The organism is Acidisoma sp. PAMC 29798 (assembly GCF_030252425.1).
Classification (GTDB): Bacteria; Pseudomonadota; Alphaproteobacteria; order Acetobacterales; family Acetobacteraceae; genus Acidisoma; species Acidisoma cladoniae.
The window spans coordinates 2,404,973-2,423,791 of record NZ_CP126994.1; the positions used below are offsets into that span (position 1 = coordinate 2,404,973).

The window sequence follows — 18,819 nt, forward strand, 5'->3', positions numbered from 1 at the left end:
TCAGGCGTGTTCAGGCTGAGTGGCAAGGAAGGCGCGGCAGGACCGCTCGATCAGCGTACGCGACAGATCGCGCACGATGAAAACCAGCCGCGACCGCCGATCACTGTCGGGCCACGCGTCAAGATGTTGCGGCTGGTGCATGACATGCTGCACGCCATTGATAAAGACCGGGTGCGGCGAGCCCGCGATATCGAGCAAACCTTTGACACGCAGGATGCGCTCGCCATGCGCTTGCACCAGCATCGTCAGCCAGATGCCCAGCGTCACCCAATCGATCGCATGATCGAAGACCATGCAAAAGCTTTCGATGCTGGCTTCATGGGCGGGTGCCGATTGGAAGCGTGACATCGGCGCCGTCCAGCGGATGGCTTCGCTGCGTGTTTCCGGCTCGGTGAGAAGGTCCGCGATCTCGACATAGGCGACGTCAGAGATAACGGCACCGGGGTTGATGGCACGCAGCCGCGCGATCAGCCCCGTGGATGCCGCAAGATCGGTCTTGGTGATGACGATATTGTCCGCGACCGCAACCTGCTTCGCCGTCTCAGGCTGGCGGTCAAGCTGCATCGCGCCATTGACGGCATCGACGGTGGTGACGACACGGCCGAGGCGCAGATGATGGCGCAAGCTCGCATCGCTGGTCACGGTGGACAAGATCGGCACTGGATCAGCGAGGCCCGTGCTCTCCACGATGATGCGTTGGAAATCCGGTATTTCCCCCCGCGCGCGGCGGTGCAGCAGGTCCTTGAGCGCCGCGCCGAGATCGTCCCGCACCGTGCAGCAGATGCAGCCATTGCGCAGCAACACCGTTTCCCCATCCAGATGCCGCAGCAAATGATGGTCGAGACCGATTTCACCGAGTTCGTTGACCAGAACGGCACTGTTCGCCAGCGCCGGGGTATCCAGCATACGCCGCAGCAAGGTGGTCTTGCCGCTGCCGAGGAATCCGCTGATCAGATGCAACGGCAGGTGCTCGGTCTCCATCATAGCGCTTCGAGACGGTCGAGAAGATCGAGGTCGAGTGGATCACAGGCGCGGCCACGCAGACGTGCCGCTGCCTGCCACAGATGTGCGGTATCGGCCACGATCTCCGACCGGCCCGTTTGTGTGGCGATGACATAGGCATTGCCTTGCCAATCCGACGCCGTCAGGCCGAAGGGCCGCAGCACGCGATTGAGGCCGCGCACCCGCGCCTGCCGGTCTCGTCGCCGGGTCGGCGTATCGGGCGCGGATGGCGCCGGCACGCCATCCGTCCAATGCGGCGCGGTCCCCGCGATGCCGCAGAGGCCGCACATGACCTTCAGCCCTGGCGCGGAAAACGGCCGGCGAAATCATCCGCCATTTCATTCATCGTCACGAAACGCACGCCTTCATGACCTTTGATGTAGTCGAACAGACGCTCCAACATCAGCAGCACCTGGGGTCGGCCGGAGACATCGGGATGGATGGTGATCGGAAACACCGCGTAATCCATTTCGCGATAGACCCAGTCGAATTGATCGCGCCACATCTGCTCAATATCGCGTGGATTGACGAAGCCGTGGCTGTTCGGTGCCTTCTTGATGAACATCATCGGCGGCAAATCATCCAGATACCAATTGGCCGGAATTTCGATCAACCCGGTTTCCGTACCGCGCGTGAGCGGCTTCATCCAGCTTTTTGGCTTCTTCGAATAGTCGATCGTTGTCCACTCATCGCCGACGCGCACGTAATAGGGCGTGAAGTCGTTATGCATCAGGCTATGATCGTATTTGATGCCGCGCTCGACCAGCAATTCGTTGGTGACCGGGCTGAACTCCCACCACGGGGCGACATAGCCGGTCGGTGGCTTGCCCGCGAGCTTCGTCACGAGGTCGATGCAGCGGTCGAGCACCGTCTCCTCCTGGTCGCGTGTCATCGCAATCGGGTTTTCGTGGCTATAGCCGTGAATGCCGATCTCATGGCCGGCATCCGCCACGGCTTGCATTTGCTCCGGGAAGGTCTCGATCGAATGGCCGGGAATGAACCATGTCGTCTTAATACCGAAGCGATCGAACATTTTCAGGAGACGCGGACTGCCGACTTCGCCGGCGAAGAGTCCACGGCTGATATCGTCGGGGCTATCCTCCCCGCCATAGGAGCCGAGCCAGCCGGCGACGGCGTCCACGTCGATGCCGAAACCGCAGAGTATGTCCTTGGCCATGGTCGCGTCTCCCTCAATACCGGCCGACGAGAAGTCCGCCATCGACGACGATGACCTGGCCGGTGATATAGCGTGCCGCCGTCGAGGCGAGGAACAGAATCACATCCGCGATATCCTCCGGCTCGCCCAGGCGCCCCATGGGAATGAAGGCCGGCGCTTCCTCCGCGCCGACCGCACCCAGCGAATGCTCCTCCGAGAGCAGCTGCGCCGTGCGGATATAGCCCGGCGCGATGCCGTTGACGCGGATGCCCTGGGAGGCGAGCTCCACCGCGAAAGCGCGCACCAGACCAACGACGCCAGATTTCGCTGCCGAATAATGGATATGCTCGTCCCAGCCATAGGCGATGCCCATGATGGAAGAGAGGGCGACCAAGGACCCCGCGCCCCGCGCGCGCATGCCGGGAACGGCCCGGCGAAAGACGCGCATAACGCCTTTGAGATCGACATCGATGGTACGGTCCCAAAGGTCATCCGTCATCCGATCGATCGGCACGCGACGGGCGATGCCGGCATTGGCAATCACCGTGTCGATGCCACCGTGTTCAGCTTCCGCGAGGGAAAACACCGCCTCCACCGCCTCGGTGCTTGTCACATCAAGGGCATGAAAATTCGCGCTGCCGCCGGCGGCGCGGATCTCCTCCGCGACCGCTTCGCCTTGCGTCGTCAAGACATCGGTCACCAGCACATGCGCGCCGAGACGGCCGAAGGCGATGGCCGTCGCCCGGCCGATGCCGATGCCGGCACCCGTGATGAGAACGGTCTTGGTTGTCACAGCATCACATCCCCTGAATTCGGCCCCAACGTCTGGCCGACATAGATCCGCGCCGCGGGCGAGGCCAGGAACGCGACCGTCTCGGCCACATCCTCAGGCTCCCCGAAATAACCCAGTGGCAATTCCGCCGCTTTGGTCCGCCGCCACTCTTCCGACAAGCGCATCGAAAGATCGGTCATGATCGGTCCCGGCGCCACGGCATTCACACGCACGCCCCGCGCACTGACTTCCCGCGCCAAGGATTTTGTCAGACCGATGATGCCGGCTTTGGCGGCGCTGTAATGGCAGAGGTCGATACCGCCGATTTGGCCAAGCTGACTTGCGATATTGACGATCACGCCGTCCTCGGCGGCCAACATCGCGGGGATCACAGCGCGGGTGCACAGAAAGGTGCCGCGCAGATGTACCGCGATCATGCGGTCCCAATCTTCCAACTCCAGCGTTTCGAACGGCGCCTGATGGACGATGCCTGCATTATTGACAAGCAGCGTGCAGGTGCCGAAAGCGGCTTCGCAGGCCGCGACCATAGCGGTGACGGCGGCGGGATCGCTGACATCGACCGTCACGGCCACCGCCCGCTCACCGAGTGCGGAGGCAACCGCCGCGGCCGTCTCGGCATTGAGATCGGCCACAACCACCCGCGCCCCCGCCGCGTGAAGGCGCATGGCGGTGGCGCGCCCAATGCCGGACCCAGCCCCAGTGACAATGGCGATATGGTCTTCAAGGCGACGCGCCATCAGGCAAGTCCTTCCGCACGTCGCAGTCTCATCATCATGAAACTCGCCTATCATGATTGGTTTTTGGACACAACAATGCGCAAAGCCCACGTTTCAAGCAATAGATGACGCTGACTGCCCTTTTTTAAGCCATATCGCGTAAGGCTGAGGGAAATAGCGCGCCGCACGGCGCGCTTGGCGATCCGTGTCAGCAGGCGATAGGTTGGAACGGGTGAGGATCACGGGAACAGCATGTCTTTGAGTGAGCGCGTGGCGGCAGCGGTGGACGGTGCCCGTCAATGGCAGCGGTTGATGGACATGGCCAAGCTCGGCGCCATTGCGGGGGACGGCGTTGATCGCGCCTGCCTGACACCACTCGACCGAGACGCGCGGCGCATCGTCATGCGCTGGGCCGAGGAGGCCGGCGCGACCTGCTCGGTCGATGCCGCCGGCAATCTCTGGCTGCGACGGGAGGGCACCGATCCCGCGGCAGCCCCCGTACTGAGCGGCAGCCATATGGATACGCAGCCGCAGGGCGGCCGCTTCGACGGCATCTATGGCGTGCTCGCGGCGCTGGAAGTGATGTCCGCACTGCAGGACAGTGGCGTGACGACGCGGCGGCCGATGGAAGTGGTGGCTTGGACGAATGAGGAAGGCAGTCGCTTCGGCCCCGGCTGCATGGGCAGCATGGCCTGGTCCGGTCATAGCGAGATCGAAACTTTCTCGGATAGCACGGACGCGCAGGGCCTGCGCTTCGGCGATGCGCTGGCCGAGCTTTTGGCGTCGGAAGCGGATGTGCCGCGTCGCGCCCTCGGCGGCACCACGCCGCACGCCTATATCGAGGCGCATATCGAGCAAGGGCCGCTCTTGGAACGCGAGGGGCTCGCCATCGGCGCGGTCACCGGCATCCAGGGCAGTCGCTGGTTCGTGGTGACGCTGACAGGCGACTCCGCCCATGCGGGCACCACGCCGCTGCGGCTGCGGCGGGACGCGATGCAGGCTTTCGTTCGCGTCGCCACGGCCCTCAACACGATCATGGACGATCCCGATGATGTGCTGCGCTTCACCATCGGGCGTCTGCAGGTGGAACCGAACAGTTCCAACAGCGTGGCCGGACGCGTGGTCTTCACCATCGATCTGCGCCACCCCGACGCGGCTGTGCTGCGCGCGCGGGGCGATGCCATACTTGGCGTGATCGAGGCCGCCGCCGGCGATGTCACCATCGACCTGCGCGAAACATTCGATGCGCCCCCATCCGTGTTTGATCCCGATCTTGTCAGCATGATCGAGCAGGCGGCGACTGCCCTTCAGGTCGGTTGCCGGCGCATGCCGTCCGGCGCCTTCCACGACGCGCAATTCGTCAATCGCGTGTGTCCCTCGGCGATGATCTTCGTGCCCAGCCACAAGGGCATCAGCCATAATCCGGCGGAATATTCGTCACCGGAGCAGCTGGAATCCGGCGCGCGCGTGCTCGCCTGGACATTGATGGAACTGGCGTCCTGATGATGAGTCAAGCACGCCTCGCCGCCGTCCTGATGGCCTGCGGCGCAATCTTGGGCGCGCCACGCCTCGCCAGGGCGGGCGCGTTCGATTACGCGTGCTCCGCGCCGCCGCTGGAGGTGAGTTTCGCGATCCGGGGCGATCACTATAGCGGTGCGGTGGAGTGCGGAAACCTGTTCCTGCAAACGGATATCCCGACGGCGCCCGTCGTGCGCTGGCCGCAGGCCAAGGCGGGAGCGCTCTATGCCTTGACGATGATCGACTTCGATGGGAACGCCCATGGTTCCTGGCCGGACCATGTGCCGCCCGGAGACAACGCGCCGGTGCGGCATTGGATCGTGGCGAATATCCCCGGTGATCTTCTGCGCGGTCGCGGCTACCGCGAGGCCGACGCCGCGTCACGCGTAACGGTTTTGCAACCGTATCGGGATCCGAATATTCCGGTCGTGTCAGATCGCTATGGCGTCTATCTATTTGAACAAGACGGAGACCTCAAGGTCGAACCCGTGGCTGGTCCGATCACCAATTTTCGGTATGCAGCCTTCCTCGAACACTATCACCTCACTAAGCCCGTAGCGTCCAACGTCTTTGTCGTCATCTACACCTCGGACTCGCCATTTTCCGGAAAGCCGTTCCACGGCAACGATGTTTCCGGATTTTGGCACCAGGGCTATGGCACGGGAAGGCTCGCGCCTCCGCCTTGAGGCGCACTATCCACGCAGATGCGCGCGCAATGTGCTGCCTGTATACTCCGTCCGGAAAACACCACGCTTTTGCAGGATCGGCACCACCGTCTTGCAGAATTGCTCATACATGCCGGGGAATGTGGTCGGCGTCAGCACGAAGCCGTCACAGGCGTGATCGTCGAACAGATCGCATAGTCGATCGGCGATCATCTCCGGCGTGCCGACAAGCTGCGGACACAGCTCGCTGGTGGCGAAACGGCGCGCGGCCTCTCCCAGCGTAAGACCTTCCGCCTTGGTGCCTTGCAGAATGACGTCGAAGGATCCGCGAGACCCTTCCTCCAACGCAAGATCGGCCAGCGGCTGATCGGGATCGAGCTTGGATAGATCGATGCCGATATGGCCGGAGATTTGGGCCATGCCGAGCTGCGTATCGACCAAGCCATTGACGTAATCCGCACGCGCGCGGGCAATCGACTCAGTCTCGCCGATCACCACGTCGATCGACGGCAGGATGACGCATTCCTCGGGCGCCCTGCCCCGCAGCGCCATGCGGGCTTTGAAGTCGTTGTAGAACTCCTGCATGTCGGTCTTATGATGCTGGAGCGTGAAGATGATCTCTCCCCAGCGCGCGCCAAAATCCCGCCCACGTTCGGAACTCCCGGCTTGCATGATCACGGGATGGCCCTGCGGGCTGCGCGGCGTGGTGAGCGGGCCACGGCTCTTGATCCATTTGCCGGCATAATCGACGTAATGGATTTTCGACGGATCGGCGAAGGCGCCTGTTGCCTTGTCCAGCAGCAGCGCACCCTTCTCCCAACTGTCCCACAGCGCGAAACACGCCTCCAACACCTCATCGGCGCGATCGTAGCGTTGGGCGCGGCCGGGCATCTCCTCCATGCCGAAATTCCGCGCCTCCAGCGTGGAGGTGGAGGCAACGACGTTCCAGGCCACGCGTCCAGCGCTCAGATGGTCCAGCGAGGCCATCATGCGTGCGATCTGATACGGATGGTTGAAGGTCGAGGAATAGGTCAGGCCGAGGCCGATGTGGCTGGTGACCCGCGCCATCATCGGCAAGACCATCGCGGGGTCGAGCATGCAAACCTGGCCGCCGCGCCCGACCATGGTGTCGAAGTTACCGTTATAGAGATCGTAGATCCCGAGGATATCGGCGAAGAACAGGCTGTCGAACTTGCCCGCTTCCAAGACACGCGCGATGTGCTCATAGCGCGTCGGGCTGAGGATATCCTCGATATCGGATTCCGGGTGTCGCCAGGCGCCGTGATGGTGGCAGGTCGGCCCGGTCATGAGGAAGGCGACCAAGTGCATTTGCCGCTTCGCTTGCATCAGGGATCCAATCGTCGGGGGAGATCTGCGTTCAGAGAAAGCAAGATCGGTGCCTGGAATCTTTGACCGAGGGCGCTGCGGTCTGTACCGATTGGTCTCGTCATCAGGCACAAGGGAATACCATGTCCGAGGATCGTCCGCCTTTTCCGCCCTTCACGCGTGAGACGGCCATCCGCAAGGTGCGCGCCGCCGAGGATGGCTGGAACAGTTGCGATCCCGCACGGGTGTCGCTCGCCTATACCACCGACAGCCTGTGGCGGAACCGGTCCGAATTTCTGCAAGGGCGCCCGAACATCGTCGCTTTCCTGACCCGCAAATGGGACCATGAGCGCGAGTATCGCCTGATCAAGGAGCTGTGGGCCTTCACCGGTGACCGCATCGCCGTCCGTTTCGCCTATGAATTCACCGATGGCGCCGGTAGTTGGGTACGCGCCTATGGCAATGAAAACTGGGAGTTCGACGCCCATGGCCTGATGCGGGCGCGCCACGCGTCGATCAACGATCTGCCGATCACCGAGGGCGAACGCAAATTCCATTGGCCGCGTGATGCGCCGCGCCCAGCGGACCACCCGGAACTGTCCGACCTCGGTCTGTGAGGGTGGGCAGGGCGGAATACGCTGCGCTTGTCCGCCCCAGGACGTTTCGGTGCGTTGCCGCCCCAATCCATGCAAGTGTTTGGGACGGTGTTTGCTGTCATAAAGGGCACCAGCCAGCTTTGGCACTCGCACCGGGGGTTGCTGATGGACCATGACGCCGGATGGGCCGCGCAAGACATCACGCTGACGACCCAGGATGTCGATGGCCAGCATGAAAGCCTTGTTCTGCCGTGCCGATGGGTGGAGTACATCCAGACATGGGACGGTAATGCACCGCCATTTTTCCTCGTGTCGGTCCATCACAGTGACGGTTTGACCGGACAGGAGTGGCGTTCCCTCGCCTTCAAGGACGGCAGTGGCAAAGCCCACCGATACCAAGTGAAGGACGCGCGGGAGATTGCGCCCCTTAAAGTCCGTCTGACACGAGTCCGCTGACCTCCGCCCTCCACATGCGATTTTAGTACGCTGAGGCACTAAAAAGCTTCAGTTTGACACGATCACGCCGTAACACCGACGTGAGCGGCCGTGAGAGCAGGCATCATGAGTGCCGCAGGGGAGTGGGTCGCGTGAGAATGGATGGCTTCTGGCAGATCACCTACGTCGCGCCGAAAGGCCCGCCCGTGATCGGTATCCTCGTCTTCCACGCCGGCATCGTCATCGGGGCAGACGCCTTTGGCGGCGTCTATGAGGGCAGCTATGTGCAAGATGAGGAGTTCGACGGGCTGGTCCTCAAACTGATGGCGACAACCTCAATCGCCGGCCCCTATGTCGTTGTCGGCGGGCCGTCGTTGAAGGCTGGTCGGACCTTTTCCGTCCGCGGTGTTCTTCAGGACGGCCGCGAAACCGCCCTTCTCCACACCGATGGCGGCCCAATCACCGTGACCGTCAAGAAGCTGCGGGACTTCCCGGCCGGGCAACTCCCTAAGCCAGCCGCACCTGAGTTAGAACCAGCCGATTAGGCTGACCTTCTCGGGGCCGGTCGCCAATGCCTATTTCGGCACGATCGCATTCAGGAAGAACGCCACCGCGCCAAAGACAATGACGCTCACGATATAGATCGACGCGAACCACATCCATCGCCGCAGGGTCGGGCGTTGGTGCAGGGCCTGCCCCATCCGCCGCGTGGCGGGGAACTTCTGGGCGACGGCGGCGATGCGGTCGAAGGCATCGGGCCGCCGCATCTTCGGACGGTCAATGGTAATGGGCACCGGGTTCGATCTTTCCACGGAAGATGTAATAGGACATGGCGTTATAGCCGAGGATGAGCGGGATCATCACCACCGCCCCGACCAGCAGGAAGACCTGGCTGGAATGGACGGAGGCTGCCTGCCAGATGTCGAGAGACGGCGGCACGATCATCGGGAAAATCGAGTAGCCCAGCCCGAGAAAGCCGAGCACGAACCAACCGAGCGCACAGAAGAACGGCACCCTGTCATGTTCGCCGGCGTGGTCATGCGCCAGTCCCCGGAAGAAGATGACGGCCAGGACTACGGATAGGATGGGCGCCGCCGCGCTTGCGAGAATGCCCGGCCAGGCGAACCAGCGATGCATAAAGTTAGCGTTCAGCAATCCGGTCCAGAGACTGACGATAGCGAGCATGGCCAGCATCACGATGCCCAAGATGAAGGTATGACGCTGCATCTTGGCATGCAGCGTGCCGGTGGTCCGCCATAGCAGCCAGCTTGCCCCGAGCAACGCATAGCCCAGCACCACGGCAAAGCCGCAGAAGATGGTGAAGGGCGTCAGCCAATCGAAGGATCCGCCGGCAAACTGGAAGTTCACGACCTTCGTGCCCTGGATTAAGGCACCGAGGATGGCGCCCTGGCAGAAGGCGGCGATAACCGAGCCGCCGAAGAAGGACCAGTCCCACCAGTGGCGTTGGGCTTCGATCGCCCGGAAGCGGAATTCGAAAGCGACGCCCCGGAAGATCAAGCCCATCAGCATCAGGATGACGAGCGGGTAGATCGACGGCAGGATGACGCTATAGGCCGCCGGAAAGGCGCCATAGAGGCCGCTGCCACCAAGCACGAGCCAGGTCTCGTTCCCATCCCAGACCGGCGCGATGGTATTGACCATGACATCGCGATCGTGCGGATCGGGTGCGACCGGAAACAGCATCCCGACCCCGAGATCGAAGCCGTCAAGCGTGACATAGGCCAGGATCACGAAAGCCATGATGCAGGCCCAGATGACGGGCAGAATCGGGTGACCTGAAATCAGGGACATCATTCCGCCGGTACTCCAAATGTGCCGCCGGGCCGCGTCTCATGACGCTTCCCCTCGCCACCGGCCGGACCAGGCGTGATGCCCTGCGTCCGCTGTGGCGGATCGTTTGCCGGTGGCGCTTCCGACAGGCTGGGCGGGTTCGCCATCATGGCGAGAAGGTAGCGGATGCCGGCCCCGAACACGACGGTATAGATCGCTACAATCAGGATGCAGGAGAACAGCAGCATATGCACCGTCACGGGAGCGACGCTGTCAGCGGTCCTGAGCACGCCATAGACGGTCCAGGGCTGACGGCCGGTTTCGGTCGTCGTCCATCCCGCCAGGATGCAGATGAAGCCGGCGGGACCCATGACCATGGCCGCGCGATGGAACAGCGGCGTGTCGAACAGCCTGCGGCGGAAGCGCAGCCACAGGCTGACCAGCCCGAGCAGAAACATCAGCATGCCCATGCCGACCATGACACGGAAGGCCCAGAAGGTGACGAAGACGGCCGGCCAATCCTTCTTGGGAAAGGCATCGAGGCCCTTCACCGATCCATCGAGGGAATGGGTCAGGATCATCGAGCCGATCTTGGGAATGGCAATCTCGTAGTCATTGCGCGCTTTTGCGACGTTCGGCAGGCCGAACAGCACCAGCGGCTGGCCCGCCTGGGTGGTGAAGTCACCTTCCATCGCCGCGATCTTCGCTGGCTGATATTCCAGCGTATTGCGACCCTGCGCATCGCCGGCCAGGATTTGCACCGGCATGCCGAGGGCCGCCATCCACATCGCCATGGAGAACATCAGCCGGGCGACTTCATTGCGACGATCCCGCAGCAGGTGAAAGGCGCCGACCGCACCAACCACAAAGGCCACCGACATATAGGCGGCGATCACCATATGGACCCAGCGGAACGGGAAGCTGGGGTTGAAGCAGATCGCCAGCCAGTCCGTCGGCACGAATTCGCCGTTCTTGCCGATGGCGAAGCCCACCGGTGTCTGCATCCAGGAATTGGCCATCAGGATCCAGGTGGCGGAAATCAGCGTGCCGATGGCCACCATGCTGGTGGCGAACATGTGCAGCTTCTTGCCCACCCGCTCCAGGCCGAAGATCATGATGCCGAGGAAGCCGGCTTCCAAAAAGAAGGCCGTCAGAGTTTCCCAGGCCAGCAGCGGCCCCAGGATCGGTCCGGCCTTGAAGGAATAGCCGCTCCAATTCGCGCCGATCTCATAGGCCATGACGAGGCCAGAGACGACGCCCATGGCGAAGCCCACGGAGAAGATTTTGAGCCAATAGCGGAAGGCCGCCATATAGGCTTCGCGCCCGGTGATCAGCCACAGGACTTCCAAAACCGCGAGGTAACTCGCGAGGCCGATCGAGAAGGCTGGGAACAGGATGTGAAAGGCGATGGTGAAGCCGAACTGGCCACGGGCCAGAAGAACCGCGAGCGCGGGGGCGGCGGCTGCGGCACTCATGATGCGAACTCCTCATCCAAAGGGGGATTGTCGATCGGGATCTCGCGCCGGCCGCGCCCGATCACCGGCAACCGGTTTTTTAGTTCGAGCAGTCTCACGACACGCCCCCCCAGCTTCAGCAGTTCGACCAGCTGATCGGTTTCCAGCTTCTGCACATCCTCGGACCAGGTCTTGATCAACTCGATGAGGTCATGCATTTCGCGAATCCGGCCATGGGCGTGGCGGTCGCCCTCGCTCGTGACCTTGTCGAGAAGAAGATCCCGCAGCACGGATAACGTGGGATCGAGTTCCCGCCGCCGCCGCTCCTCCGCGAGGGTCCGCACGATCTGCCAGACATCCTCGGGCACCGAAAAATGCTCGCGACGATCGCCTGTGAGATGCTGAAGGCGCACGAGGCGCCAGGACTGAAGTTCCTTGAGTCCCATAGAAACATTCGACCGCGAAAAGCCGAGCTGCTCGGCAATTTCATCGGCCGGCAAAGGTCGCCCCGACAAAAACAGCAGGGCACAGATTTGACCGACGGTACGGTTGATCCCCCAGCGGCTGCCCATTTCGCCGAAGTGCAGCACGAAGGCCTGGGTGATGGGCGAGAGTTCCACGTCCGAACTTTCAGTAATTCCTGAAATTACATTACGTGCTGAGTCTTCTGACGGCAAATCACGTCTAGGGTCAGACGACGTGGTCCGGCGCGAGCCTGCATTGCGTATTGGGATCGATCTCGATCTGCAGCGTCGCATGGCCGATGCGAAACCGGCGCCGCAATTCCTCGCAAGTGGTGCGTAGAAAAAGGTCGCCGGGATGCGCGCCGGGGATGACGAGATGCCCCGTCAAAGCCGTTTCCGTGGTGCTCATGGCCCAGATATGAAGGTCGTGGATTTCCGTCACGCCCGGCAGGCCGCACAGAAAACTGCGCACCGCCTGCGGCTCGATCCCCTTGGGCACTTCGTCCAGGGACATGCCGATGGATTGGCGCAGCAGATCCCAGGTGCCGGCGACGATCACCACCGCGATGACGATGCTGACGGCGGGGTCGAGGCGGTTCCAGCCGGTGAGGCCGATGACCAGGGCCGCGACCACGACGCCGGCCGAGACGAGCGCGTCATACATCATGTGCTGGAAGGCACCGCGGATATTGATGTCCCCCTTGCGGCCGGAGGCGAAGAGCCAGGCGCTGATGCCGTTGATGACGATGCCGATGGCGGCCACGATCATGACGGTCACGCCCGCGACAGGCTGCGGATGGATCAGCCGCTCCACGGCTTCGAGAAGGATGGCGCCGGTCGCGAGCAGCAGCAGGCTGGCATTGAACAGCGCCGCCAGGATGGTGCTGCGACCAAGACCATAGGTGAAGCGCGCCGTGGGAGCGCGGCGGGTCATGACGGTCGCCAGCCAGGCCGCCGCCAGCCCGAGCACATCGGTCAGGTTATGTGCGCCGTCCGCCATGAGGGCGACCGAGCCGCCGAGAAAGCCATAGACGACTTCCAGGACGACAAAGACGATGTTCAGCCCGATGCCGATCAGGAAGGCGCGACCGAAATTGGCCGGTGCGTGAACGTGCCCGCCCGCATGGCTATGCCCGGCATGGTCATGCCCCGCGTGGTCGTCGTGATCGTGATCATCGTGATCGTGGCCATGATCATGGTCGTGATCATGGTCGTGATCTGGGGAATGCGCGCCGCTCATCGCAGAGGCCCACCTGCTGCTTTCACTTGCGTGACCCCGCAACCTTCCTCACAAGACACCCGCAATGCGAACCTCGCCGCCATGTTGAAGCTCAGGGTCATTCCCTGCCTGGACGTCAAGGACGGTCGGGTGGTGAAGGGTGTCAATTTCGTCTCTCTCCGGGATGCGGGCGATCCTGTCGAACAGGCGGCCCTCTATGATGCGGCAGGCGCGGACGAACTCACCTTCCTCGATATAACCGCAAGCCACGAAAACCGCGATACGATCCTCGATGTCGTTTCCAAGACGGCGGCGCGCATCTTCCTGCCCTTGACGGTGGGTGGCGGCATTCGCTCGACCGCCGATATGCGCCGCCTGCTGCTGGCGGGCGCGGACAAGTGCAGCATCAACTCCGCCGCCATCGCACGCCCCGATCTGGTGGCGGAAGCGGCGGAGAAGTTCGGCAACCAATGCGTGGTGGTGGCAGTGGATGCGCGCGCGGCCGGGCCCGGCCGCTGGGAGGTGTTCAGCCATGGCGGCCGGCAAGCAACCGGCCTGGATGCCGTTGCCTGGTGCCAGCGCATGGCCATCCTCGGCGCGGGGGAAATCCTGCTCACGAGCATGGACCGCGACGGCACGCGGCGTGGCTTCGACCTCGATCTGCTGCGCGCCGTTTGCAGTTCGGTCACGATCCCGGTGGTAGCCTCTGGCGGTGTCGGCAGCCTTCGCCACTTCGTGGAGGGGGCGCAGGCCGGCGCCACTGGGCTTCTCGCCGCCAGCGTCTTCCACTTCGGCACCTTCACGATCGCCGAGGTCAAGCAGGCCTTGGATGAAGCGCGACTCCCGGTTCGGCTTCCGCGAGCGGTTCAAGGACAGTAACGCCCATGGCTAAAACGACGAAACTCCTGGCCAAGGCCGCCAAGCCGAAGGTCAAAGCCAAAGCTGTGACGCCGCCGGTCAAGACTCAAAAACCGAAAGCTCTAAAACCCAAGGCGATCATCGCGCGGAAGGCTGCGGCCGCGAGCAATGATTCCGGCGTGCTGGATCGGCTGTGGGAGACGATCATGAGCCGCCGGAACGCGGACCCCGAGATCAGCCATTCGGCGCGCCTGCTGTCGCGCGGCACGGCCAAGATCGCCCAGAAGTTCGGCGAGGAAGCGGTGGAATGCCTGATCGAGGCGGTGAGCGGCCAGAGCCACGCGGCACTCGTCGCCGAAAGCGCCGATGTGCTGTACCATCTGCTGGTGCTGTGGGTGGATTCCGACGTTCGCCCCGACGAGGTCTGGACCGAGTTGCAGCGGCGCGAGGGGATCAGCGGCGTGGTCGAAAAGGCCTCCCGCCTGCGGGCGCTGCGCGTTTCGCATGACATTCTGACGACCAAGATTCCCTAAGACCGGCGGCTCTTGCACCCGGCCGGGTTCTCGCCTCTGCTTGGGCGATACCGAGAGAGGACCGCTTCATGAACCGCTTCACCGTTCCCGCGCTCCACACCGTCACCCGCCGGCTTGCGGCCGTCGCGCACGGTACTGCCGCGCCGGATCTCGTCATTCGCGGCGCGCGGCTCCTGCTCTCGACCTATTCCGAGCGGCTCTTGCCGGAGCGCGAAATCTGGATTTCGCAGGGGCGCATCGCCGCCGTAAAGCCGAATGGCACCTGGAGGGGCGAAGGCGCCGAGATTTATGACGCCGGCGGCGGCATCATCGCACCCGGCCTCGTCGATTCCCATATCCATATCGAGAGCGCGATGGTGACCGCCTGCGCCTACGCCGAAGCGGCGCTTCTCAATGGCACCACCACGATTTTCTGCGACAGCCACGAGATCGGCAATGTGCTCGACAAGAATGGCGTCGATTGGATGCTGGAAGATGCACGCCAAGCGCCTCTGAACATCTTCCTGACGGTGCCGAGCACGATCCCTGCGACCTCCCCGGTCTTCGAAACGGCCGGCGGCGACCTGACGCCGGAGAAGATCGGCGCCATCTTCGACGCCTGGCCCGAGGCCGTGGCACTGGGTGAGAAAATGGATTTCGTCCAGGTCGCGACCGGTGACGCCCGCAGCCACGCCATCATTGCCGAGGCACTGAAACGCGGCCGGCCCGTCAGCGGTCATGTCTATGGCAGGGAATTCGTCGCGGCCTATGCCGCCAGCGGCGTCAGCGACACGCATGAGGCGATCGACCGGGAGATCGCCAATGATCTTCTGGAGGCGGGCCTGTGGATCTTCCTGCGCGGCGGGCCGCCGACGACGCCTTGGCACAGCCTGCCGCAGGCCATCAAGGCCGTGACGGAGCTGGGCGCTTCCCCCAAACGCGTCTGCCTCTGCACCGACGACCGCGATACCGACGATCTGTTTGCCTTCGGCATGGATTGGGTTGCGCGGGAAGCGGTGAAGGCCGGGATGTCGCGCGAAACCGCCTGGAGCATGGGCTCGCTGCATGGCGCGACGCGCTATGGCATGGACGGGGAGTTCGGGGCGCTCGGCCATAGTCGCCGCGCCGACATCGTGCTGCTGAACGATGACCTGGAGGTTCGCAATACCTGGTATGGCGGCGTCCTGGCGGTCGAGGATCGGCGCATTACCGCGGCGCTGGACCAGCAGTTCGCGATGCAGCGCTACGTGTATCCGACACCCGCCTATCACACCGTCACCTTGCCGCCAGCCTTGGTGCTGACCCCTGCTTTGCCGACAGTGCCCGTGCGCGCCCATGCCATTCGCACGGAATTGCCGGGCATCATCCTGATCCATGAGGAGGTCGTGCTGGAACCGGCCGCCGATTGGGCCACGCTGCTCGACCAGCACGGGTTGTGTTTCCTCGCGGTGGTCGAGCGCTATGGCAATGATGGCTCCGTCGGCCTCGGCCTGCTCAAGGATTTCGGCCTGCGCCACGGCGCGGTTGCCAGCAGCGTCGGGCATGACGCGCATAATATCATCGTCGCCGGCCGGTCGGAGGCCGATATGCAGGTCGCCGTGCGCGCGATCGAGGCGACGCAGGGCGGCTTGGTGGTGGTGGAGAACGGCCTGGTGACGGCGAAGATCGACCTGCCCATCGCTGGCTTGCTGTCGGACAAGCGGGCGCCGGAAGTGGCCAATGAAATGGCGGCCTTCAAGGAGGTTTGGCGCGCGCTGGGCTGCGTCTTGCCCTTCATGGGCTTCAACCTGATCCCTCTGGCGGTCATTCCCGAAATCCGATTGACGAATAAGGGCATCGTCACTGTGCCGGGGATGGAAATCCTGCCGCTGTTCGAGCCGATCGCGCCGGGCGCGAATGCGTGACGGTGATCTCGTAGGGTGGAAAAGCGCGGCGCATTCCACCACAAGACCAGACGAAACGTGGAGTGTGATTGATGACGACGCCGATCGGTTTTCTGGGCGTGGGCGTTTTGGCGACGGCGATGATTCGCGGCATACGGCAATCATGGCCCGACCGCGCCATTCATCTCTCACCCCGGTCTGAGGCCGCCTCCCGCGCCCTGGCGGAGGGCGACAGCCTCATCACCCGCCATGACTCCAACGCCGCCGTGGTCGAAGCCAGCGACATCGTCTTTCTGGCGATGCTGCCGCCGCAGCTTGATGCCGCCGTGCGCGGGCTACCGTTCCGACCTGGACAGATCGTGGTGAGCTGCGTCGCCGGCACGACGCTCGGCGATGTGCAAGCCCTCGTCGCCCCGGCGACGGCCTGCCGGGCGATACCGCTGCCCACCATGGCCCGCCGCGAAGGCCCCATCCTGCTCTATGCGATCCCGCCCGCTGTGCGCACGCTGCTCGAAGGCCAGGGTGACCTTATCGAAGCGGCGGATGAGGCAGAGTTCGGCGCTTACATGTCGGGCAGCGTCGTCATGTCGACCTATTTCAGGCTGCAACTGGCCCTGATCGCCGGCTTGGAACAGCGCGGCGTACCGCGCGCCGGGGCGGAGGCCTATGTCACCTCCTTCTTGCGCGCCCAGGCGGAAACCAGCCTTCACACCGATCCCGCTCACCTGCCGTCTTTGGTCCCCGAGCACGAAACGCCAGGCGGCTTGAACGAACGCGTGCGCCGCACGCTGGAACAGCGCGGCTGGTTCGACGAGGTCGCCACCGCCGTCACGACGACCATGAAACTGCGCCGCGACGAGCTCACCAAAATCTCAGAGTAACTGCTCCTGCCGCACCGGCGCCTTCGCGCGCGGCGCCCTTCGCGCAGGCGTTGCGTCATCCACTGTGGCGCCGGTCGCGCCATCCGCGAAGCGCAAAGTTAGATGCGCGCCCCCTGCCACTTCCGTCACGCGTGTCAGCGGATGCCCGGCGTCGTCAGAGACGAGCACGAAGCCCCGCGCCAGCACGGCGTTGTAGGATACCGATTCCAGGCGCGCCGCGAGGCCGGAGAGACGCGCCCGCGCCTCCCGCTGGCCCGCGATCACCGGCGCCGGATGCAGCCGCGCGCTGACGCGCGTCTCGGCGCGGGCCAGGGCGCCGATCCGCTGGCGGACTCCCGCGAGAAGACCTTGGCCGGCGAGCGCCATGGCATTGCTGCGCACGCGCAGCAGATGCGGCAGACCGAGCAGCAGCCGCGTCTCCCCTTCCCGCACGCGCCGACGCAGCCCATCGAGCCAAGCGGCCGGCGCCGGCAGCCGCTCCGCCGCGTGTCGCCATTCGGCGCGGCGCATCATGAGCAGATTGGCCGGCGCCATGCGCAGCCGCTCGGCCCGATCGTCCAGCCGCTGCCGCGCCTGCCCTAGTGCCGAGGCGATATCGGGCAGGCCGCGCCCCGCGCCCGTCACGCGCAGCCGGCTTTCACCCATCAGCCGCGCGAGAGACGCCACGAGGCGGCCAGCCTTCTGGGCGAGATCCGCCGCCAGTTCGATCCGCGCCGGCACGGCTATTTCGGCCGCCGCCGTGGGCGTCGGCGCCCGCCGGTCCGACGCGAAGTCGATCAAGGTCGTGTCCGTCTCGTGTCCCACGGCCGAGATCAGCGGAATGAGGGAGGCGGCGGCAGCGCGCACCACAGCCTCATCGTTGAAAGCCATGAGGTCTTCCAGGCTGCCGCCGCCCCGCGCGACGATCAGCACGTCCGGCCTAGGGATCGGCCCGCCCAGCGGCAAAGCGGAGAAGCCGGCGATGGCGGCGGCGATGCGCGCCGCGGCGGTATCGCCCTGCACCGGCACCGGCCACAGCAGAATCGAGCGCGGAAAGCGCCGCGCGATGGTGGTGCGAATGTCCTGCCACACCGCGCCTTGTTCGGAAGTGACGACCCCCACCAGACGCGGCAGGACAGGCAAGGGCCGCTTCAGGCTCTCACTGAACAGCCCCTCGGCCGTCAGCTTCTGGCGCAGCATCTCAATCCGCGCCAGCAGCGCGCCGGCGCCGGCATATTCCATCCGCTCGACGATGATTTGGTAGCTGGATCGTTCGCCATAGGCCGTGACCTTGCCGGTGGCCACGACCTCGACGCCGTTCTCCGGCACCAGACCCAGGCGCGAGACGGCCGTTTTCCAGATGATGCCGGAAATCTTGCCGTTCTCGTCCTTCAGCGAAAAATAGATATGGCCGGAGGGATAGCGTTTGAGTTCAGTGATCTCGCCGCGCACCCGCACACGCCCGAAGGCGCCTTCCAGGGTGCGTTTCACGGCGGCCGAAATTTCCCCCACCGAGTATTCGGGCATGTTGGTGGTGGTCGCGGATTCTGTCGGTTCGGCCATGGGGACAG

General features: G+C 64.0%; 21 protein-coding genes. 9 read left to right on the forward strand and 12 right to left on the reverse strand.

What is annotated here, in order from left to right:
• Genes QP803_RS11590 through QP803_RS11610 form a run of 5 tightly spaced genes read right to left on the reverse strand, consistent with a single transcriptional unit; the run spans position 1 to position 3,688 of the window.
• Positions 1–984: a CobW family GTP-binding protein gene (locus QP803_RS11590; RefSeq protein ID WP_284943636.1), complete on the reverse strand. Its 984-nt coding sequence runs from the start codon at positions 982–984 to the stop codon at positions 1–3.
• Positions 981–1,292, reverse strand: a complete 312-nt coding sequence (locus QP803_RS11595; protein ID WP_284943637.1) for a hypothetical protein — start codon at positions 1,290–1,292, stop codon at positions 981–983. The genes QP803_RS11590 and QP803_RS11595 overlap by 4 nt, the downstream gene beginning before the upstream one ends.
• A 5-nt stretch (positions 1,293–1,297) precedes the next feature.
• A complete protein-coding gene (locus QP803_RS11600; RefSeq protein ID WP_284943638.1) occupies positions 1,298–2,179 on the reverse strand; it encodes a polysaccharide deacetylase family protein in 882 nt (293 codons plus the stop codon).
• A gap of 13 nt (positions 2,180–2,192) precedes the next feature.
• Entirely contained in the window at positions 2,193–2,951 is a 759-nt protein-coding gene (locus QP803_RS11605; protein ID WP_284943639.1) for an SDR family NAD(P)-dependent oxidoreductase, read from the reverse strand.
• The gene (locus QP803_RS11610) at positions 2,948–3,688 is read right to left on the reverse strand and encodes an SDR family NAD(P)-dependent oxidoreductase (protein ID WP_284943640.1); all 741 of its coding nucleotides are present in this window, start codon (positions 3,686–3,688) and stop codon (positions 2,948–2,950) included. Before QP803_RS11610 ends, QP803_RS11605 begins: the two co-directional genes overlap by 4 nt.
• Before the next feature lie 231 nt (positions 3,689–3,919).
• Between QP803_RS11610 and QP803_RS11615 the strand changes: the two genes are divergently transcribed.
• A complete protein-coding gene (locus QP803_RS11615) occupies positions 3,920–5,170 on the forward strand; it encodes a M20 family metallo-hydrolase (protein ID WP_284943641.1) in 1,251 nt (416 codons plus the stop codon).
• Entirely contained in the window at positions 5,170–5,871 is a 702-nt protein-coding gene (locus QP803_RS11620; protein WP_284943642.1) for a YbhB/YbcL family Raf kinase inhibitor-like protein, read from the forward strand. Before QP803_RS11615 ends, QP803_RS11620 begins: the two co-directional genes overlap by 1 nt.
• Before the next feature lie 6 nt (positions 5,872–5,877).
• Here QP803_RS11620 and QP803_RS11625 read toward each other — a convergent pair whose 3' ends face one another.
• A complete protein-coding gene (locus QP803_RS11625; RefSeq protein WP_284943643.1) occupies positions 5,878–7,179 on the reverse strand; it encodes an LLM class flavin-dependent oxidoreductase in 1,302 nt (433 codons plus the stop codon).
• 140 nt (positions 7,180–7,319) lie between these two features.
• Here QP803_RS11625 and QP803_RS11630 point away from each other — a divergent pair, with 140 nt between their 5' ends.
• The 3 genes from QP803_RS11630 (at position 7,320) to QP803_RS11640 (ending at position 8,752) form a co-directional block, all read left to right on the forward strand.
• Entirely contained in the window at positions 7,320–7,793 is a 474-nt protein-coding gene (locus tag QP803_RS11630) for a nuclear transport factor 2 family protein (RefSeq protein ID WP_284943644.1), read from the forward strand.
• A gap of 144 nt (positions 7,794–7,937) precedes the next feature.
• Positions 7,938–8,228, forward strand: coding sequence for a hypothetical protein (locus tag QP803_RS11635; RefSeq protein WP_284943645.1), 291 nt, complete (start codon positions 7,938–7,940; stop codon positions 8,226–8,228).
• A gap of 131 nt (positions 8,229–8,359) precedes the next feature.
• Positions 8,360–8,752 (forward strand): hypothetical protein, encoded by a 393-nt coding sequence (locus tag QP803_RS11640; RefSeq protein WP_284943646.1) that lies wholly within the window; start codon positions 8,360–8,362, stop codon positions 8,750–8,752.
• A 30-nt stretch (positions 8,753–8,782) separates the two neighbouring features.
• On the opposite strand, the gene QP803_RS11645 is transcribed toward QP803_RS11640, so the two are convergent.
• The 5 genes from QP803_RS11645 to QP803_RS11665 form a co-directional block, all read right to left on the reverse strand.
• Positions 8,783–9,001, reverse strand: coding sequence for a hypothetical protein (locus QP803_RS11645; protein ID WP_284943647.1), 219 nt, complete (start codon positions 8,999–9,001; stop codon positions 8,783–8,785).
• Positions 8,985–10,022: a cytochrome d ubiquinol oxidase subunit II gene (gene cydB / locus QP803_RS11650; RefSeq protein WP_434082843.1), complete on the reverse strand. Its 1,038-nt coding sequence runs from the start codon at positions 10,020–10,022 to the stop codon at positions 8,985–8,987. Before cydB ends, QP803_RS11645 begins: the two co-directional genes overlap by 17 nt.
• Complete coding sequence (locus QP803_RS11655) at positions 10,019–11,473, reverse strand: cytochrome ubiquinol oxidase subunit I (protein WP_284943648.1); 1,455 nt, start codon at positions 11,471–11,473, stop codon at positions 10,019–10,021. Before QP803_RS11655 ends, cydB begins: the two co-directional genes overlap by 4 nt.
• A complete protein-coding gene (locus QP803_RS11660; RefSeq protein ID WP_284943649.1) occupies positions 11,470–12,072 on the reverse strand; it encodes a GbsR/MarR family transcriptional regulator in 603 nt (200 codons plus the stop codon). Before QP803_RS11660 ends, QP803_RS11655 begins: the two co-directional genes overlap by 4 nt.
• A 70-nt stretch (positions 12,073–12,142) precedes the next feature.
• Complete coding sequence (locus tag QP803_RS11665; RefSeq protein ID WP_284943650.1) at positions 12,143–13,156, reverse strand: cation diffusion facilitator family transporter; 1,014 nt, start codon at positions 13,154–13,156, stop codon at positions 12,143–12,145.
• 81 nt (positions 13,157–13,237) lie between these two features.
• Between QP803_RS11665 and hisF the strand changes: the two genes are divergently transcribed.
• The 4 genes from hisF to QP803_RS11685 all read left to right on the forward strand — a co-directional run bounded on the left by hisF (position 13,238) and on the right by QP803_RS11685 (position 17,269).
• Positions 13,238–14,014, forward strand: a complete 777-nt coding sequence (gene hisF / locus QP803_RS11670; protein ID WP_284943651.1) for an imidazole glycerol phosphate synthase subunit HisF — start codon at positions 13,238–13,240, stop codon at positions 14,012–14,014.
• Between the two features lie 5 nt (positions 14,015–14,019).
• Positions 14,020–14,526, forward strand: a complete 507-nt coding sequence (locus tag QP803_RS11675; RefSeq protein WP_284943652.1) for a phosphoribosyl-ATP diphosphatase — start codon at positions 14,020–14,022, stop codon at positions 14,524–14,526.
• Between the two features lie 68 nt (positions 14,527–14,594).
• On the forward strand, positions 14,595–16,409 hold the full coding sequence (locus QP803_RS11680) for an adenine deaminase (RefSeq protein WP_284943653.1): 1,815 nt from the start codon (positions 14,595–14,597) through the stop codon (positions 16,407–16,409).
• Positions 16,410–16,480: 71 nt separating this feature from the next.
• Positions 16,481–17,269 carry an NAD(P)-binding domain-containing protein gene (locus QP803_RS11685; protein ID WP_284943654.1) on the forward strand — a complete coding sequence of 263 codons (789 nt, stop codon included), beginning with the start codon at positions 16,481–16,483 and terminating at the stop codon, positions 17,267–17,269.
• Here QP803_RS11685 and xseA read toward each other — a convergent pair.
• Positions 17,261–18,811: an exodeoxyribonuclease VII large subunit gene (gene xseA, locus QP803_RS11690; RefSeq protein ID WP_284943655.1), complete on the reverse strand. Its 1,551-nt coding sequence runs from the start codon at positions 18,809–18,811 to the stop codon at positions 17,261–17,263. The two genes, QP803_RS11685 and xseA, sit on opposite strands and share 9 nt — an antisense overlap.
• Positions 18,812–18,819: the final 8 nt, after the last annotated feature.

What these genes read in the sequence shown, in the direction of transcription:
- QP803_RS11590 (WP_284943636.1), bottom strand. Translation starts at nt 984, where the DNA reads ATGATGGAGACCGAGCACCTGCCGTTGCATCTGATCAGCGGATTCCTC.
- QP803_RS11595 (WP_284943637.1), bottom strand. Translation starts at nt 1,292, where the DNA reads ATGTGCGGCCTCTGCGGCATCGCGGGGACCGCGCCGCATTGGACGGAT.
- QP803_RS11600 (WP_284943638.1), bottom strand. Translation starts at nt 2,179, where the DNA reads ATGGCCAAGGACATACTCTGCGGTTTCGGCATCGACGTGGACGCCGTC.
- QP803_RS11610 (WP_284943640.1), bottom strand. Translation starts at nt 3,688, where the DNA reads ATGGCGCGTCGCCTTGAAGACCATATCGCCATTGTCACTGGGGCTGGG.
- QP803_RS11615 (WP_284943641.1), top strand. Translation starts at nt 3,920, where the DNA reads ATGTCTTTGAGTGAGCGCGTGGCGGCAGCGGTGGACGGTGCCCGTCAA.
- QP803_RS11620 (WP_284943642.1), top strand. Translation starts at nt 5,170, where the DNA reads ATGATGAGTCAAGCACGCCTCGCCGCCGTCCTGATGGCCTGCGGCGCA.
- QP803_RS11625 (WP_284943643.1), bottom strand. Translation starts at nt 7,179, where the DNA reads ATGCACTTGGTCGCCTTCCTCATGACCGGGCCGACCTGCCACCATCAC.
- QP803_RS11630 (WP_284943644.1), top strand. Translation starts at nt 7,320, where the DNA reads ATGTCCGAGGATCGTCCGCCTTTTCCGCCCTTCACGCGTGAGACGGCC.
- QP803_RS11635 (WP_284943645.1), top strand. Translation starts at nt 7,938, where the DNA reads ATGGACCATGACGCCGGATGGGCCGCGCAAGACATCACGCTGACGACC.
- cydB (WP_434082843.1), bottom strand. Translation starts at nt 10,022, where the DNA reads ATGATGTCCCTGATTTCAGGTCACCCGATTCTGCCCGTCATCTGGGCC.
- QP803_RS11655 (WP_284943648.1), bottom strand. Translation starts at nt 11,473, where the DNA reads ATGAGTGCCGCAGCCGCCGCCCCCGCGCTCGCGGTTCTTCTGGCCCGT.
- QP803_RS11665 (WP_284943650.1), bottom strand. Translation starts at nt 13,156, where the DNA reads ATGAGCGGCGCGCATTCCCCAGATCACGACCATGATCACGACCATGAT.
- hisF (WP_284943651.1), top strand. Translation starts at nt 13,238, where the DNA reads ATGTTGAAGCTCAGGGTCATTCCCTGCCTGGACGTCAAGGACGGTCGG.
- QP803_RS11675 (WP_284943652.1), top strand. Translation starts at nt 14,020, where the DNA reads ATGGCTAAAACGACGAAACTCCTGGCCAAGGCCGCCAAGCCGAAGGTC.
- QP803_RS11680 (WP_284943653.1), top strand. Translation starts at nt 14,595, where the DNA reads ATGAACCGCTTCACCGTTCCCGCGCTCCACACCGTCACCCGCCGGCTT.
- QP803_RS11685 (WP_284943654.1), top strand. Translation starts at nt 16,481, where the DNA reads ATGACGACGCCGATCGGTTTTCTGGGCGTGGGCGTTTTGGCGACGGCG.
- xseA (WP_284943655.1), bottom strand. Translation starts at nt 18,811, where the DNA reads ATGGCCGAACCGACAGAATCCGCGACCACCACCAACATGCCCGAATAC.